The sequence below is a fragment of the Paraburkholderia phenazinium genome (assembly GCF_900100735.1).
In the GTDB taxonomy this organism is placed as follows: domain Bacteria; phylum Pseudomonadota; class Gammaproteobacteria; order Burkholderiales; family Burkholderiaceae; genus Paraburkholderia; species Paraburkholderia phenazinia.
In genome coordinates this window covers 246,363-261,871 of record NZ_FNCJ01000011.1, presented here as the reverse complement: position 1 = coordinate 261,871, position 15,509 = coordinate 246,363, and the positions used below count along the sequence as shown (strand labels likewise).

Genomic DNA, 15,509 nt, shown 5'->3' with positions numbered 1-15,509 from the left:
TCCGACGCGAGGAAGTTCTCACCCTGCCCCAGCCCGACGACGAGCGGCGAGCCCTGGCGTGCACCCACCACCGTATGCGGCTGATCCTTATGCAGTACGGCAATCGCATACGCGCCATGCAACTGCTTCACCGCCGCGCGCACCGCAGCGAACAGATCGCCCTGATACAGGCTATGCACCAGATGCGCGATCACTTCCGTATCGGTCTGCGAGACGAACTCGTAGCCCTTGCCGCGCAGCGTCTCGCGCAATGTTTCGTAGTTCTCGATGATGCCGTTATGCACCAGCGCCAGCGCGTTGCTCGAGAAGATCGGGTGGGCGTTGTCCGTGACCGGCGCGCCGTGCGTCGCCCAGCGCGTGTGGGCAATCCCCGTGGTGCCTTCAAGGTGGCTCTCGCGCACCTGTTCGTCGAGATCCGCCACCCGCGCGACGCTGCGCGCGCGCTGCGGTTCGCCATTGGCCAGCACGGCGACGCCGCACGAATCGTAGCCGCGATATTCGAGGCGACGCAGTCCTTCGATCAGGACGGGAACGATATTACGCTGCGCAACCGCGCCAACAATGCCGCACATAGATTCTTGATCCTTAGCAGGGGGTAGGTTTCAAGGCGTGCAGAAGTCGCACGCCGGAGGCCTTTCAGTTTTTTATTGATCGGACGAATGAAGCCCGTCTTCGAGTCATGGCCGATCGCCACGACGAGCCGGGAACGCAACCCAAGGAAGGATTATCGCCGACCCTTGCGTACCACCAGCCACTTCGGCGACTTAAAGCGGACGATGCTCACATAGAGCCAGACGTAGGTTGCCGCAAACACCATCACGAAGCAGAACAGATGTAGTGTATGCCGCCAGAACAGCGTCGCAGGGATCACGGCCACGAGGCACAGCAGCCAGAGATAAGGCGAAGTCAGCGAATTGCGTCGCGTCAGCTCGTGTGCGGTGCGTGCGCCCACTGCCCAGCGCATCAACCGTTTGTAGACCAGCATGTGCAGGTGGACGCCGTCGGGAATCCCGGGCGATATCCCGCGGATGAACTTCTTCCGGTAGATCGAGAAACACGTCTCGAAGATCGGATACATGAACAACAGCACCGGATACCACGCCGACACGTCGCGGTTGCGCATCACCAGCATGATCGACAGTTCCGCGAGCATGAAGCCGATGAAGTACGCACCGCCGTCACCCAGAAAGATCAGGCCGGCGGGGAAATTCCAGATGAAGAAGCCCATCACTGCGCCCATCATGATGAGCGAGGCGGACAGCACCACCGGATCCGAGACCTCGAATGCCACGTACGCCAACGATGCGAACATCATGAACGCAACCATCGACGCGAGGCCGTTGAAGCCGTCGATGATGTTGACGGCGTTCGCCAGCGCCGCCACGGCCAGCACGGTGACCGCGCAGGAAATCACTGCGTAGGAGAGCAGAAAGTCGAGCGGCGGCACGCTGATGCGAGTGACGGCGATATTCAGCAGGAAATAGGCAAGGGCAGCGGCCGCCATGGTGCACACGAGCCGTGCCAACGGCGAAACGCGCTTGGTCAGGTCTTCGATCAGCCCCGAGCCGAATGCCGGCAGGCCGCACGCCACCAGGCCCAGAATGCCGCTGGAGACCGCGGGATAGGCCCAATGCAACTGCACAGCCGACGCGACCAGCCCGATCAGGATGCCCGTGCCGCCGATCCGCGGTACCGGGCGCACGTGGAATTTCTGCACGCCTGCCAGATCGGTATCGGTGGAGAATTTTTCATGCAGATGCGCGTAGCGCACGATCAACAGTGTGACCAGAAGTGAGACGAGAAACCCGAGCGCGAAACTAAGCATGAAAGTGAGCCTGAGCGAGGACGCCGAATTATACAAACGAAACGCACGGGCCCCGAAAAGCAGGTCGCAACCGACTAGCGTTTCAAGCAGCGAACATGTCGATGCGCTGCCGCTTACGCCGCAGGCCCCTGACCGCGCCACTGAAGAAAATCTGCTGTTCCGTCATACTTGTTGTTTATCCGTTTGACTGAGCGACACCGATGTTTGGCAATCTCGCCGTTGCTTTCATTTTCTTTTCTATTGCGGGTAGTGCCTTTGCCGATGGCTATGCACGGCCTGTCGTGATGACGGGCGTCACGCAAATGTCCGACACGGCTGAACTGCACTTTGCGGCTGCTCCTGAGAACACCGGTACGCTCGTGATTCTTGGCGATCATACGAAAACGCCCAAGCAAACCTATCGTTTTGTTTACAGTGTGCCGGCGCAGCACAGCGCGGTCGATCCGGCGGTCAACCTCGATTTCGGCGACAAACAGAAACTGACCATTCTGTGCGATCCGCGATCGGACAACTGCATGTCGACCGGCTACGTCACTATGGGGACCGCAACCTTCTCCATGCTTTGGAAAGTGACACAACGATAGCAGCCACGCGTCGCGGTCCCACATAGTGACGCAGAAACCCGTAGGCTGCCCCCCGCAAACCCTTGCCTGTCATGGATTCCCCCTATCTAGCTTAGATCTCTAACGGCCGATATCCCGGATGCGGCGAAGTGCGAACGGGGAGCCTGGGTCATGCGTCGCCCGGCCAGGACGTTACGGAGAAATAATGCTAAATAACATCACAATTCGGGGCGGGTTGACGCTGGTCATCGGCGTGTTCGTCGCGTTTCTGCTGACCGTGATCGGGGTTGGTTACGGCGCACTCAAGCTGGCGAGCAATGGCCTCGAGGATGTGCAGCGCAATTCGGCGGCGCTGACGCACCTGAATGCCAGTTCTGCGAAGCTTCTGCAGGTGCGGCTCGCGCTCGGCAGCTACGAGACCTTGTTCAGCGTCGGCAAGCAAACCGACGATCTGTTGCCGGCGGCGCACAAGTTGCTGGTGGAGTCGAACAACGATTTCCGCACCTACGCGGCCGGTCCCTTTGGCAGCGATGACGAGCAGCGGCTCGCCCATGCAGTTGAAACCGCGCGCTCGGCGCTGGTCGATCAGGCGATCGAGCCTGAATTCAAGGCGCTCGCCGACAACGACTTCAATACCTTCCGCAATATCCAGGGCGAAACCGCCAATGGGTACTACGCCAGTTATGCGAAAGCCATCGACGCGCTTGAGCAGCTGGAAACCGATAGTCAGCAACGCGAAGCAGAAACGGCAGCCTCGCGGTTTCGCATCGCGACGCTGCTGTTTGCCGCGATTGGCGTGATTTCGGTCGTGATTGGCGTGATGTCACGCGTCGGCCTCTCGGCTGCGGTCCTCAAACCGGTGAACCAGACGATTCGCCATTTCCAGCGCATCGCGGCGGGTGACCTGACGATCGCGGTGAAAGTGCGCTCGCGCAACGAGATGGGCCAGTTGCTGGGGGCGCTGACGCAGATGCGCGATGGCCTCGTCGACACGGTCTCGAAGGTGCGGGGCAGCACGGGTGCAATTACGCAGGGCGCCAACGAGATCGCCTCAGGCAACGCCGATCTGTCGCGGCGCACCGAGCAGCAGGCGGCGGCGCTCGAGCAGACCGCGGCCAGCATGGAGGAGTTGTCAGCGACGGTGAAGCAGAACGCCGACAACGCCCAGCAGGCCAATCGCCTGGCTCACGGCGCGCTCGAGACGGTGACGCGCGGCGGCAGCGTGGTGGGCCGGGTGACCGAGACGATGGAGGGCATCACGGACTCGTCGCGCAAGGTCGCAGAGATCATCGGCATGATCGAAGGCATCGCCTTCCAGACCAACATCCTCGCCTTGAACGCGGCCGTCGAAGCGGCGCGCGCCGGCGAGCAGGGGCGCGGATTTGCGGTGGTGGCCTCGGAGGTGCGCAGCCTCGCGCAACGCTCCGGTGGCGCAGCCAAGGAGATCAAGGAACTGATCGGCGAGTCGGCGGCCAAGGTCGAGCAGGGTGCGTCATTGGTCGCGGAGGCGGGCAAGACGATGCACGAAGCGATGCAGTCGGTCGAACGCGTCACGGGCATCATGGGCGAAATCGAGGCGGCCGCGCTCGAGCAGAGCGAGGGCATCGCCCAGGTCAACAAGGCGATTACGCAGATCGACGAGGTCACCCAGCACAACGCGGCGCTGGTGGAACAGGCGGCTGCCGCCGCCAGGTCGCTCGAGGAGCAGGCAGCGGTGCTGAGGGAAGCCGTGGCGGTGTTTCGGGTTGAGGCTTAGGTGGATGTGCCGATCAACGTTGCTTGAAGACCCACAGCTTGGCGCTGGCAAAGTTGACGACCATCCCCGCGAGCGATCCGACCGCGACGGCCACGACCGGCAGGAACGGAATGCCCTTTAGCGTCAGCACGGTGGCGCTGTAGGCGCAATAGTTGACTACGCCGCCAACCGACATCGCCGCAAGATAACGCCACCATTCAACCCAGGCCGACTCCGTGCGCGCCGCCGCGAAGGTGTAGCGGCGATTGATTTGCCATGTGGCCCAGACGGCGCACAGGAAAGAAACCGCGCGGCCGGCGAAGTAGCCAAGACCCAATGCCAGGGTCAGGTAGAGGATGCCGGCATCCACCACGAAACCGACGACGCCGGCGATAACGAACTGCAGAACTTGGCGGTGCATGCTATTGAAGGCTCCAGTCGGTTCGGTGCAGGTTGTTCGGCATTTTAAACTCTGGCGCAATCGCTCCGTGAAAGTGCCATCATGAGCTGCGTCATCGCCATGAACCGTCGATAACCGTCACGGGGAACGTGTACCGGTTCGAGTTGTGCGTGGGAATATTGACGTGAAACACCACAAAGCCACTTCCGTCGATACAATCGCGTTGCCGTTACACCTGTTCCTTGCGCCGCGTTCATGTATAACTCTTTGCTCAATTACCGGTTTCGCGGATCCGCACTCATGACGGTTCACTCCTACCTCTGGAGCGTTGCCGTGAAAAGGAGCGCCGTCCTCGCAGGTATAGGCGTGCTGTCGGCATGCACCGCGGTATCGCCCATCGACTCACGCCAGGACGGTCACCTGACCGTGATGAGCCGGGCTCGCTGGAGCTTGACGTCCTGGAACCACGTGAGAAACGCTGGCGTGAAGCACGCGGCTGCGTACTGCAAAGCCCAGGACCGGCAGTTGCATTTAGTCGCCGTGCATACCCAGGGCGTCTGGGGGGTGACCGATCAGACGATCGAGGTGGTGTTCGATTGCTATTGATGGGCGGCCGGGGCTGAGTGCGGGCCGCCAGCCCGCGCCATCCCCGTCATACATTACGCGGCTGCGGTTGCCTGGATAAACGCCATCAAGCGGCCGTTGCTTTCCTCGATACCGTAGTAGGCCGCACGCGTGCGAGCTTCCGCTGCGGCTGTCTCGCGCGCCGTCTTGTCGGTGAGCAGGTGCGCAAGCGCATCCGCCATTGCGCCGACGTCGCCGACCGGCACCAGCGCCCCCGCTTTACCGCCGTCCAGAATCTCGCGTGGCCCGGTCGGGCAGTCGGTTGCAACGATCGCCTTGCCGATTGCGAGCGCCTCCAGCAGGACCATCGGCATCCCTTCGTATTTCGAACTCAGGACCAGCACCGAGGCACCCGCGACGATGGGGTGCGGATTATCCTGATGGCCGGCAAAATGCACACGCGCTCCGATACCCAGGTCGCGTGCCAGATTCTCCAGCTCGTCGCGGAATGCGCCGTTGCCGACGATCACCAGATGTTCCGCAACGGGGCCGCGCTTTAACAACTCAGCGTAGGCTCGCAACAGCGTGCGGTGATCCTTCTGAATTTCGTCGAGACGGGCGACCGACACAATGTAGGGCACGCCCTCAGGCGTGAGCCTCGCGGCATCGCGTGGCGCCGTGGCGCGTTCGCGGATCGAGGCGATATCGAGCGCGTTCGGCAGCACGATCACGCGTTCGAGCTTGCCCTGAAAAATCCGCTTCGCTTCGTCGGCCATGTGCTGGTTCAACGCGGCTACGCCGTCATAGCGACGGTATTGCTTGAGCAGCCGCTGGACCTTGCGGGGCCGGCCGCCCAGCCGCGCGTCGAAGCTGAAGTGATTGACGCCCAGCCAGGTGACGCCGAAGCGCCCGGACAAGCGCCGCAGCGACATGTCGAAATCGACGATCACGTCGACCTGTTGCGCGAGCTCCGCCACACGTTTGGCCACATGCGGGCGCACCGCCAGCGTGTTGTGGATGTCGCGCGCCACCCGCCCTAATTTGCTCAGGCGCCGTTCATAGCGTTTGGCCTGGAAGTACTTCAGCCACGGACGGTCCACCAGGACCTCGACCTTGACATCCGGCGGAATCAGCGCCCGAAAACGGCTTTCGAGGGCCGGCGAGGTATGCATGACCGAAAGTACGACTTTAAATCGGTTCCGATCGAGAATTCTCAACCATTGGATGATGGACGACTCAATGCCACCGTCGTTGAAGTCAGTAATGTGAAACAGAACGCGGACGCGTTCATCATCGGACGAGATCGGGTTTTTGGTGGGCATACGCTGGATGGAACAGGCCGCAAAACGAGCCTGCACTGTAACATTTCGGGTGGCCTGGAGGGGGGAGGTGCTTTAGCTCACGTCGTGCACTTCGGACAAGGTTTTGGCGTAATAGGTCAATCGAACGGGGGCAGAATGAATAAATTCCAATCCAGACTGGTGGAATCAAAGAGTCTGGCGGATTGGATCGGTTACGCGGTACCACATTGCGTCCGAGATTGTGCGGCCGGCAACGTTCTCGGTCCCCGTCGCGGGCGCAATGTGGCCTTGTCTTCACCACGGGGTATACGTCATGGAAAATGCAATTTATTGGCAAGGTCGTCAGGTCGGAATCGAGTGCGACGGCCGGATATTATGGTTTCCATCGGCGCCGAAGGAGGCGATCGACGCTTACGGACCGCAGGGGCTCGCAGCGGACAAAGCGGTGCCCAAGGATGATGACACCGCTCGCAACCTGCTCAAGGTCGCCAGATAAGGCTTTGGGACAGAACCCGTTGTCGGGGACGGCCTATGATTAGCCGTTCCCGACGCATGCTCTTACAGTTTCGCTACGCGTCCATAGGTGTCCTCGAAGCGCACGATGTCGTCCTCGCCGAGATACGCCCCCGATTGCACTTCGATCAACTCGAGAGGAATCTTGCCGGGGTTCAGCAGGCGGTGCGTGACGCCCAGCGGAATGTACGTCGACTGGTTCTCGGTCAGCATGATTTCCTGATCGCCATTGGTGACGAGGGCTGTGCCCTTCACCACGATCCAGTGTTCCGCGCGATGATGGTGCATCTGCAGGCTCAACTGGGCCGCTGGGTTGACGATAATGCGCTTCACCTGGAAGCGGTCACCCTGGTCGATTCCTTCGTAAGAACCCCAAGGCCGCACCACGCGGCGATGGGTGACGGATTCCTGGCGCCCTGATGCATTCAGCCGTTCGACGATCTTTTTGACATCCTGAGCTTTGTCGCGGTGGGCGACGAGCACGGCGTCGGCGGTTTCGACGATCACGATGTTGTCGAGCCCGATGGCTGCCACCATCCGGTGTTCAGCGCGAATGTACGAGTTCGACACAGCTTCGGTCAGCACGTCGCCAAGCAGAGCGTTGCCTGCTGCGTCGGGTTTGGCGATCTCGGCGAGCGCGGTCCACGAGCCGATGTCGTTCCAGCCGAGGTCCGCGGCCGCGATAACGGCGGCGTGGTCGGTCCGCTCCATCACCGCATAGTCGACCGACACGCTCGGGCAAGCGCCGAAAGCGTCTGCGTCGAGACGGATGAAGTCGTGATCGCGCTTGGCGAACTGCAGCGATTGCTCCGCCTGTTTGGCGATCTCCGGTTCGTAGCGGCGCAACTCCTCCATGTAGGTGGACGCCTTGAGCATGAACATGCCGCTGTTCCAGTGGTAACCGCCTTCCTTGAGGAAGCGCTCCGCTGTTTCGGCATTCGGCTTTTCGACGAACGCTTCGACGGAGTATGCGGTTGCGCCATCTGCGAGCGGTGCGCCGCCGCGGATGTAGCCGTAACCGGTGTGCGGCTCGGTAGGTTCAATGCCGAACGTGACGAGGTAGTTGTCCTTGGCGATCTGCGCGGCGGCTTCCGCAACCTTGGTAAAGGTCGCTTCGTTCAGGATCACGTGATCGGATGGCAGGACGAGCAACAGCGCTTCGGGCGATTCGTGCATCGCTAGCAGCGCCGCAACGGCGATAGCGGGGGCGGTGTTGCGGCCGACCGGCTCGAGCACGATCGATGATGGGTTGACCGCCACCTCACGCAATTGCTCGGCAACCAGAAAGCGCTGCTCGTTGTTTGTGACGACGATCGGCGCTGCGATGTCGCTAATGTTGCGCAGGCGCAGCGCGGTTTGCTGGACCAGCGTGTTCTCACCCGTGAGCTTCAGATACTGCTTCGGATAGCCGCCACGCGACATCGGCCACAGGCGCGTGCCGCTGCCGCCGCACAGGATGACTGGATAGATATTCATGTTGGTTTCTCTCTAACAAAAGTAGTTCTAACTACAGACTCATGTTCTTGGATGAGTGCTGGCGCTGCTTGATTTCTGATGTTTTTACCTGTCAGCCGCCGCGGGGCTTCTTTGCTGCCATTGCCCGCCGCGCCATATCGCGTGGCGAAGCGCGTTGCGGGTCCAACGTATGGCCTTCAAAAACGGACGGGCACGATTGCCGCGAACCTGTGCCAAGGGACGCGCCGCTAGCGGCGCGAGTTGCTCAACGACGGCCTCCGGCGTGGTGTAGAGGCGCATGCGCCAGTCCCAGTAGATCGGGTAACGCAGCAGCACGCCTGCCGTCAGCATGTCGAGTGACAGGCTCCTCTCGCGCCACGGCACGGGCGCGAGCGCATCATGTGTGAGACCCCATCCCGCATAGAAGGGCAGGCCGTAGGTGAACACCGCTTTACCGCGCAGCAGTGCGTCGAAGCCTGCGAGCGACGACAGCGTGTGAACCTCGTCCGCCGCATCGATGAGCGACAGAAGATCAGCATCTGTGTCGACCACGTCTGCTAGCCGTTGAGCGTCGATCAGACCGGCTCGATTGCCGGACAGCACATCCGGGTGCGGTTTGTACACGATGAACGCGTCGGGGCGGCGCTCGCGCACGTCGCGCAACAGGGCATCGGCGGTCGAGATGGCGCGGGTGCCGAGGCGGATCGATGCATCGTCGGCGACCTGCCCCGGGACAAGAACGACTTGTTTGTCCTTGGGCGCACGCCACGTCGGCCGACGTCGGCCGAGGTTGTATTTGGTGACGCCGAGCCTTACGACCTGTGCGCGCAACGCGGCAGCGCGGGCCAGCTCGGCGTCGCTGAAGTCCGTTTCGTTAAGCAGGACGGAAAGATCGCTCGGTTGGCTTGCATCGAAGTAGAGACCACGACGATCGATCACCTGGCTACGCGGCGCAATCATGTCCGAACCGAGACCGGGGGAGTGGAAGAAGCCGTCCTCGATGCGCACGCGAGCAGCATGAAGCGGTAGCCCTTCTGCGCTGCGCGCGCCCCAGAGCGCCGCGCATTCACCGGCGACGAGTGACTCCGGCTTGTGTGTCCAGCGCAGCGTGCCGCCGCCGGCCATGAGAAACGGCGTCGCGAACGGCCGCTTCCACCATTGAAATCGTACGCCGACCACTCGTTGCAGGTCGGCAAAGCGCTGCTGCACGGATGCCTGTAACTCGATGCTGTCCAGTAGATCGTCGAGGCAGCCGGGCGCGTGAGTGGCGGGATTCAGATAACGCGCGAAGCGCAGGAAGACGATGTCGAACAGTGCTGCCAGCGTTGGCCGTGCCGTGCGGCCGGGCAGACGGCAATCGTCATCCGTGAGTCCCCATCCCGCGTAATACGGCGCGCCGAACACGTGGAGCGGAACGCCTGCCAGCAACGCGTGCATACCCTCGGACGCCTGCATCGTGTAGACATGATCGACGTGTTGCAGCATGGCGCATGGTGAGTCGTGCGCGTCGGCGCGTTGAATGCGGGCGGGCAGCGCTCGAACCGTGGATGAAAGCCAGCGTCCGCAGCCTGCGTCGCCGGAGCGGGCAAGCCAGAATTCCGCCTCTGGGTGGGCCGCGCGTGCGACTTCGAGCATGCGCTCGAATGCATTACGGCGATTGCGAGTGGCGATCGCGCCAATGCTTCGCGAAGACGTGCGCTCATCGATCAGGAGAACACGGGTCGCGCGACGCGGCGCAAGTAGTGCAGCGGGAACGCGTGGTAGTGGATCACGGGTCCGGCTTGCACGCGTTACGAGCATCCGTTGCATTCGTCGTTGGACGTCGGCGCCCGCGCCCGCTGATGGCTCGCGTTCGAACGCCGTATTGAGCGCCTCCACGAAGGCTTGGGGGCTGGCGTCGGATACGGGCGCAACGAACCAGGACAGAATGGGCGCTCCGAAACGCGTATTCGACCAGATTGGCCCCGGCCAGGCCGCGTTGACGGGGACGCCGCGTGCGTGGGTGAGACGCAGGGCGAGGCGCCCGACTCCGCGATCGATCCACGGGGTGTCCCAGCGGCCTGCAAGCCAGCTTAGCAGGCGAAAGCCGCGCGTGAGGCCGCGTAGATCGGGCACGGCGCCCTGCAACGGCGGCGACGACGGGGTTAGCCGGGTCATCTAGTGCAGCGCGTCGAGGAAGGCGTCGACGTGTTCGAAATGCTCCGCCCAGGTCGGCTCGCGAAAACGCTCGATCCGCTTCAGTTGTTCGGCGCGCTCGGGGCTGTCTGCATCGGCAAAGGCATGAATACGGGCGATCCAGCCTGGGCCGTCGAGCGGATCGAGATAGTCGGGGATGTCGTCCGCGATCTCGTGAAAGACCTCCAGATCGCTTGCCAGCACTGGTACGTTGAGCGCCAACGCTTCGGCGAGCGGCATGCCGTAGCCCTCGACAAACGACGGGAAGAGCAGGGCTTGCGCATGTTGCAACCAGGCGTGCAGCCGCTCATCCGAGCAGTCCGCCTCCTCAATGACGACACCGCGCAGACTCGCGCAGCGTTCCAGCATGTCGACGACGTTCTCGCACTCCCAGCCACGGCGGCCGATCACGACGAGCTTCGGTGCGGCCGTACCCAGTTGTTCGACCAGACGCCGCCACACGTGCAGGATGAACCAGTGATTTTTACGCGGTTCGATCGTGCCGAGTATCACGAAGTACGGTGCTTCGATTGGACGAGCGCCGGGCGGCCGCGCAGTGACGCCCGACGCGAGGCGCGCGACAACGTTCGAGGGCAGGGGAAGGTCTGCATTGCGCGCTTCTGTCGTGAGTGAGTCGAGTGTTGCCTGCGAGTTGGTTATCAGTCCATCTGCGTGTTTCAGCGCGGTGTGAATCCGATTACGGTGAGTCTTGTCGACGCCAGGCCGGCAGTATTCTGCGTGCGTTAGCGGAATCAGGTCATGCACCATGAAAACAGACTTAATGTTCCGCTTGGCGATTGCCCGGTAATAGCGCGGATACTCCATTCCGTTGTGACTTGTATGCAACAGAATGCCCTGTTTGAAACTTGCCTCGAAAGCGCGATTAAGGCACGCGCGTACCACTAATCGGCGGATCGCATTTCGATTGCGGATTGATGACGCAAGCCAGGCAAACGTTTGCCGGGAGTCTCTCTCCGTTAATACAACGGAAAATCCGCGTTCACTCAAAAGAGCGCGCGCTTGCGGGCCATATCGCTCGATATACGCCAGTCCCACACGGTCTACCCCCGTGGGCAGAAGCCCGTCGTAGAGGCGTGTGAGGAGACGCGAGACGTCCAGAATAATGGTTGACACTGGATTGCTATGTGTTTTTTTGTGAGGCCATTTGGGCCTTTTTGTATCTTTTTTGACCTTTTGTACTCCGGCAAAAATTTAATTTGCCAGGCTGACAGTCTACCCGACAACATGCGACAATGCGCGCCAAACTTAAATCACACTAACTCGTGCACTAAATGTCGCGTCTGTCATGCAGTATCTATTTGGCTGCTCTTGTCCTGGGTGCAGCCTCGCTTAATGGCTGTTCGAGTATTCCTACCTCGGGGCCCAGCAGTGCACAAATCGACCGGGCATCGGGGGCAGCAAATCCGGCGGGTATTCAGATTGTCGATGTGACGGATGACATCGCGCGTAAGCTTTATGCAGAGCGCAGCACCGGCGATTTTTCCTCGACGCTTGGTAACGGCACGCTATTCCAGCAGCAATTGGGCGTTGGCGACACCATCGAAGTGTCGATCTGGGAAGCGCCGCCGGCGACGCTTTTTGGCGCAGCGCAAGGTGACGCGAAGGCTGGGACCAGCAATGCGCGGGTGACGGTGTTGCCTGATCAGACCATCGGCGGGGACGGCAACATCGATGTTCCGTTCGCTGGCCAAATCAAGGCGGCGGGCCGCACCCCTGGCGAGTTGCAGCGCGATATCACTGCGCGGCTCAAGAACATTGCTCATGACCCACAGGTGCTCGTGAAGCTGTCGCGCAACGAGACGTCGTACGTGACGGTGGTGGGCGACGTGGCCAGCAGCAACCGGATGGCCCTGACGGCTCGCGGCGAGCGCCTGCTGGATGCGCTCGCCGGTGCGGGCGGGGTCAAGCAGCCGGTCGACAAGATCACGATTCAGGTGACGCGCGGTAACACCGTTGCCTCCTTGCCGCTCGAGACGGTGATTCGCGACCCGCGTCAGAACGTGCCGCTACATGCCGGCGACGTGGTGACGGCGCTATTTCAGCCGTACAGCTTTATGGCGCTTGGGGCGACGGGCAAGAACGAGGAAATCAACTTCGAGGCGCAGGGCATCACGCTGGCGCAGGCTCTGGCGCGCGCTGGTGGTTTGCAGGACTCGCGCTCGGATGCGCAGGGTGTGTTCATTTTTCGGCTTGAAGATGCCAAGGCGCTGCCGTGGCCGATCTCGCCTGTCCGTACTACCGCCGACGGCAAGGTGCCGGTGGTGTACCGCGTGAACCTGCGTGATCCGAACTCGTTTTTCGTGGCGCAGAGCTTCATGATGGATAACAAGGATCTGTTGTATGTCTCGAATGCGCCGATCGCCGAAGTGCAGAAGTTTTTGAATGTGGTGTTCTCGGTGGCGTATCCGGTGATTACGGGGGTTCAGACGTTTAAGTGAGCGGAGTGCGCTAAAAGACGCTGGGATTCCTTAAGACCGTCTCGGACCATCCAGCAAGCGGCCTCATCTCGACGTCCAGGTCAGTCGGGCGGTTGACTCCAAGGTCCCCATTTCTGGGGACCTTAGTGAGTTCATGGGACCCGCGCCAGCAGCGGCGTCTCCTTCGTCAGAAAGTGCGTTCGACTACTTACACCCCGTTATCTTTCAACTCTAGTGGCGCGGCTACGGTTCCGGTCACAACGTCGTACCTTCCGGATGTGATGGCATGAGTATTGTTTCTTACGCGCAGAACTTTGAAGACGTGATGCTGTGGCGTGCCCTCAGCCAGGTCAAAAATGGTTTCTACATCGACGTAGGGGCCCAGCATCCCGTTATCGACTCTCTCAGCAAAGCGTTTTACGAAAAAGGCTGGCGCGGTATTCACGTTGAGGCGACACCGGTTTACGCGGAATTGCTGAGGCAAGACCGTCCGGACGAAACCGTATTGCAGGTGGCATTGGCCGCCAGCAATGGAATGCTGTCATTCTACGAAGTTCCCGAGACGGGGCTTTCTACCGGTGACGCAGAGATCGCACTCCGTCATCGCGAACGAGGGCTTACTGTTCGGGAGCTTGTTGTGCCGTGTGTCACTTTGGCGGATGTATTCGCCAAAGCGGGTGATCGCGATGTTCACTGGTTAAAGGTGGATGTCGAAGGTATGGAGCGCGCAGTTCTAGAGGGCTGGGGTGATTCGCCATGTCGACCATGGCTCGTCGTGGTCGAGAGTACGCTACCCAATACCCAAATCGAAACACATGAAGCATGGGAGTCGTTGCTGTTAGAGCGCGGCTACAGTTTCGTATACTTCGATGGGTTAAATCGCTTCTACGTCTGCGAAACTCACGCGCATTTTGCCACAACGTTTCGCGCCGGTCCGAATGTGTTTGACGGCTTCGCTCTTAGCGGGACCGCGCAGACTTCGTTCTGCTCGCTCATTAATTCGAGAGCCACTCGAAAGCACGAAGAGCAAGTTCAAGAAATCGCTCGCCTTGAACAGGAGAAGGCCCAATACCGAAAGCAGAGGGAAGAACTCGAACAAAAGTTCAGCCTAAGAGTTCGAGCAGTCGAAACGGAAAACCTGCGTCTTAGCAGTGCGCTAGCAGCAGATAGCTCTGCTCACACAAGGCGAGAACGAGCACTTGCAGATCTGGCTGCGAAAACAAGCCAAAAGTCGCGCGCGGCGCACGAGGCACTGCTCGCCGCTTTGGCGCAAAGGGAGCGGGAGTGTGGCCAGCAGGTGCTTGAGATCCAGAAAAGGGCCGAGCAAGAAAGAATTGAACAGATCAACGAGCTCAAGCGGGAGAGTGCCGCACGTGAAAGTGCGTGGGCTGCCTTCGAAGCTCAGACTAACCTCGGGACTCAAACTCTGCAGCGAACCATCGCTGAGCGTGAACGCCACTTCTCAGCGCAGCTATCTCGGGTGATAGACGAGGCTACTCAGGAGCGGGCCGAGCTCGGCAGACTTTATCGGCAGCAGGAGTCCTCCCTTCGCGGCGAGTTGGCCGAAAAGGAGCGAATTGTAGAGGCCAAACTGTTGGCTGCTGAGATGACGGCCCAACAAGCAGAACGAGAACTCGCGGCGCGTAGCGTTGAGCTCTCGGAGCAACTTGCCGCCGCTCAAGAAAAATTCGCCCAGGATGGTTTGGAGATTGCGCATAGATTCGAGCGCCTCGAAGCTGAGCTCATTAAGCAGAACACGTTGCGCTGCGAGGCTATTCGGGATGACTTGGCTCGCGCGGAGCGAGAGATCGCTGAAATGGCCGAACGTTCTGAGATGCGTGACGCAAAGCATAGCCGAGAGGCCGTCTTGCATCTTGATCGCATCGGCAAACTGCAGAAGCTTGTTGTCAGAAGTGAAGAGAGGCGATTGCGTAAATCGGCCTCAATGTTCCGAAAGTTTTCGCCTACTTCAATAAATATTGCCGCGGTCGCCCGTATCCACAATCTGGTTTCACTGCTGGATGCTGAGATTAATGAGAGCTCGGGGCTCCAGAGGATTGCTATGAATTCACAAGTTAGTGCGCAGATCAACTATCAGCCGACATTTGAGCAGAATGATCAAGGGATCTATGGTCTGGATGAGTTCCAGTCTCTGTATGATCGAAACTTTGTGCGGGCTGCATATCTGGCTATCTTGCGGCGAGAACCGGATCCGGACGGCGAGCGTCATTATCTGAAGCAGGTGCGGGCGGGGGTTGCTAAGGACGAAATACTCGACGATATTCTAAAGTCTGCCGAGGCCAGGAACTATAAGACGTCGATTCGTGGATTGGGCGCGGCGAGAGTCATTCGGCGGGCATGTCGAATTCCTGTGTTCGGGAAATTGGTCTTTGCGATCTTGTTTCTGCTGGATGTAACGAATCATCTTCAAGATCTTCGCGCGCTTGAAAATCACGTGATCAGGATCGCAGAAGAGTCGCAGGGGCGCTATCAGGCCGAGATTGGTAAAAACCGTGCCGGTAAGAATTAATTAAAGCGGC

13 protein-coding genes are annotated in these 15,509 nt (G+C 60.4%); 6 read left to right on the top strand and 7 right to left on the bottom strand.

From position 1 onward, the window contains the following. Both BLQ92_RS24025 and BLQ92_RS24020 read right to left on the bottom strand, forming a co-directional pair. Positions 1 to 572, bottom strand: a 572-nt coding sequence (locus tag BLQ92_RS24025; protein ID WP_176860773.1) for a class II glutamine amidotransferase, incomplete at its 3' end; no start/stop codon positions are given. Between the two features lie 152 nt (positions 573 to 724). Next, complete coding sequence (locus BLQ92_RS24020) at positions 725 to 1,825, bottom strand: MraY family glycosyltransferase (RefSeq protein WP_090687187.1); 1,101 nt, start codon at positions 1,823 to 1,825, stop codon at positions 725 to 727. A gap of 200 nt (positions 1,826 to 2,025) precedes the next feature. Between BLQ92_RS24020 and BLQ92_RS24015 the strand changes: the two genes are divergently transcribed. Together BLQ92_RS24015 and BLQ92_RS24010 are read left to right on the top strand one after the other, a co-directional pair. Further along, a complete protein-coding gene (locus tag BLQ92_RS24015) occupies positions 2,026 to 2,409 on the top strand; it encodes a hypothetical protein (RefSeq protein WP_090687184.1) in 384 nt (127 codons plus the stop codon). A 184-nt stretch (positions 2,410 to 2,593) separates the two neighbouring features. Beyond that, a complete protein-coding gene (locus tag BLQ92_RS24010; protein ID WP_090687181.1) occupies positions 2,594 to 4,144 on the top strand; it encodes a methyl-accepting chemotaxis protein in 1,551 nt (516 codons plus the stop codon). Between the two features lie 13 nt (positions 4,145 to 4,157). On the opposite strand, the gene BLQ92_RS24005 is transcribed toward BLQ92_RS24010, so the two are convergent. Then, the gene (locus BLQ92_RS24005; protein ID WP_090687179.1) at positions 4,158 to 4,544 is read right to left on the bottom strand and encodes a GtrA family protein; all 387 of its coding nucleotides are present in this window, start codon (positions 4,542 to 4,544) and stop codon (positions 4,158 to 4,160) included. A 279-nt stretch (positions 4,545 to 4,823) separates the two neighbouring features. On the opposite strand from BLQ92_RS24005, the gene BLQ92_RS24000 reads away from it, so the two are divergent. After that, positions 4,824 to 5,129, top strand: coding sequence for a hypothetical protein (locus BLQ92_RS24000; RefSeq protein ID WP_244106352.1), 306 nt, complete (start codon positions 4,824 to 4,826; stop codon positions 5,127 to 5,129). Positions 5,130 to 5,182: 53 nt separating this feature from the next. Here BLQ92_RS24000 and BLQ92_RS23995 read toward each other — a convergent pair whose 3' ends face one another. Beyond that, positions 5,183 to 6,409, bottom strand: coding sequence for a glycosyltransferase (locus BLQ92_RS23995; RefSeq protein ID WP_090687177.1), 1,227 nt, complete (start codon positions 6,407 to 6,409; stop codon positions 5,183 to 5,185). A 292-nt stretch (positions 6,410 to 6,701) separates the two neighbouring features. Between BLQ92_RS23995 and BLQ92_RS23990 the strand changes: the two genes are divergently transcribed. Beyond that, on the top strand, positions 6,702 to 6,884 hold the full coding sequence (locus BLQ92_RS23990; RefSeq protein WP_090687228.1) for a hypothetical protein: 183 nt from the start codon (positions 6,702 to 6,704) through the stop codon (positions 6,882 to 6,884). A 62-nt stretch (positions 6,885 to 6,946) separates the two neighbouring features. Here BLQ92_RS23990 and BLQ92_RS23985 read toward each other — a convergent pair whose 3' ends face one another. The 3 genes from BLQ92_RS23985 to BLQ92_RS23975 form a co-directional block, all read right to left on the bottom strand. Beyond that, complete coding sequence (locus BLQ92_RS23985; protein WP_090687175.1) at positions 6,947 to 8,377, bottom strand: mannose-1-phosphate guanylyltransferase/mannose-6-phosphate isomerase; 1,431 nt, start codon at positions 8,375 to 8,377, stop codon at positions 6,947 to 6,949. A gap of 84 nt (positions 8,378 to 8,461) precedes the next feature. Then, complete coding sequence (locus BLQ92_RS23980; RefSeq protein WP_090687173.1) at positions 8,462 to 10,513, bottom strand: capsular polysaccharide export protein, LipB/KpsS family; 2,052 nt, start codon at positions 10,511 to 10,513, stop codon at positions 8,462 to 8,464. Continuing rightward, on the bottom strand, positions 10,514 to 11,665 hold the full coding sequence (locus BLQ92_RS23975; protein WP_090687170.1) for a glycosyltransferase family 4 protein: 1,152 nt from the start codon (positions 11,663 to 11,665) through the stop codon (positions 10,514 to 10,516). Positions 11,666 to 11,823: 158 nt separating this feature from the next. Here BLQ92_RS23975 and BLQ92_RS23970 point away from each other — a divergent pair, with 158 nt between their 5' ends. Both BLQ92_RS23970 and BLQ92_RS23965 read left to right on the top strand, forming a co-directional pair. Beyond that, entirely contained in the window at positions 11,824 to 12,990 is a 1,167-nt protein-coding gene (locus tag BLQ92_RS23970; RefSeq protein WP_090687168.1) for a polysaccharide biosynthesis/export family protein, read from the top strand. A gap of 265 nt (positions 12,991 to 13,255) precedes the next feature. Next, positions 13,256 to 15,499, top strand: a complete 2,244-nt coding sequence (locus BLQ92_RS23965) for an FkbM family methyltransferase (RefSeq protein ID WP_090687166.1) — start codon at positions 13,256 to 13,258, stop codon at positions 15,497 to 15,499. The last annotated feature ends 10 nt before the right edge of the window (positions 15,500 to 15,509 follow it).

Excerpts from the sequence above, each read along its gene's own strand:
- BLQ92_RS24020 (WP_090687187.1), bottom strand. The coding sequence starts at position 1,825 with ATGCTTAGTTTCGCGCTCGGGTTTCTCGTCTCACTTCTGGTCACACTG.
- BLQ92_RS24015 (WP_090687184.1), top strand. The coding sequence starts at position 2,026 with ATGTTTGGCAATCTCGCCGTTGCTTTCATTTTCTTTTCTATTGCGGGT.
- BLQ92_RS24010 (WP_090687181.1), top strand. The coding sequence starts at position 2,594 with ATGCTAAATAACATCACAATTCGGGGCGGGTTGACGCTGGTCATCGGC.
- BLQ92_RS24005 (WP_090687179.1), bottom strand. The coding sequence starts at position 4,544 with ATGCACCGCCAAGTTCTGCAGTTCGTTATCGCCGGCGTCGTCGGTTTC.
- BLQ92_RS24000 (WP_244106352.1), top strand. The coding sequence starts at position 4,824 with ATGACGGTTCACTCCTACCTCTGGAGCGTTGCCGTGAAAAGGAGCGCC.
- BLQ92_RS23995 (WP_090687177.1), bottom strand. The coding sequence starts at position 6,409 with ATGCCCACCAAAAACCCGATCTCGTCCGATGATGAACGCGTCCGCGTT.
- BLQ92_RS23990 (WP_090687228.1), top strand. The coding sequence starts at position 6,702 with ATGGAAAATGCAATTTATTGGCAAGGTCGTCAGGTCGGAATCGAGTGC.
- BLQ92_RS23985 (WP_090687175.1), bottom strand. The coding sequence starts at position 8,377 with ATGAATATCTATCCAGTCATCCTGTGCGGCGGCAGCGGCACGCGCCTG.
- BLQ92_RS23980 (WP_090687173.1), bottom strand. The coding sequence starts at position 10,513 with ATGACCCGGCTAACCCCGTCGTCGCCGCCGTTGCAGGGCGCCGTGCCC.
- BLQ92_RS23970 (WP_090687168.1), top strand. The coding sequence starts at position 11,824 with ATGTCGCGTCTGTCATGCAGTATCTATTTGGCTGCTCTTGTCCTGGGT.
- BLQ92_RS23965 (WP_090687166.1), top strand. The coding sequence starts at position 13,256 with ATGAGTATTGTTTCTTACGCGCAGAACTTTGAAGACGTGATGCTGTGG.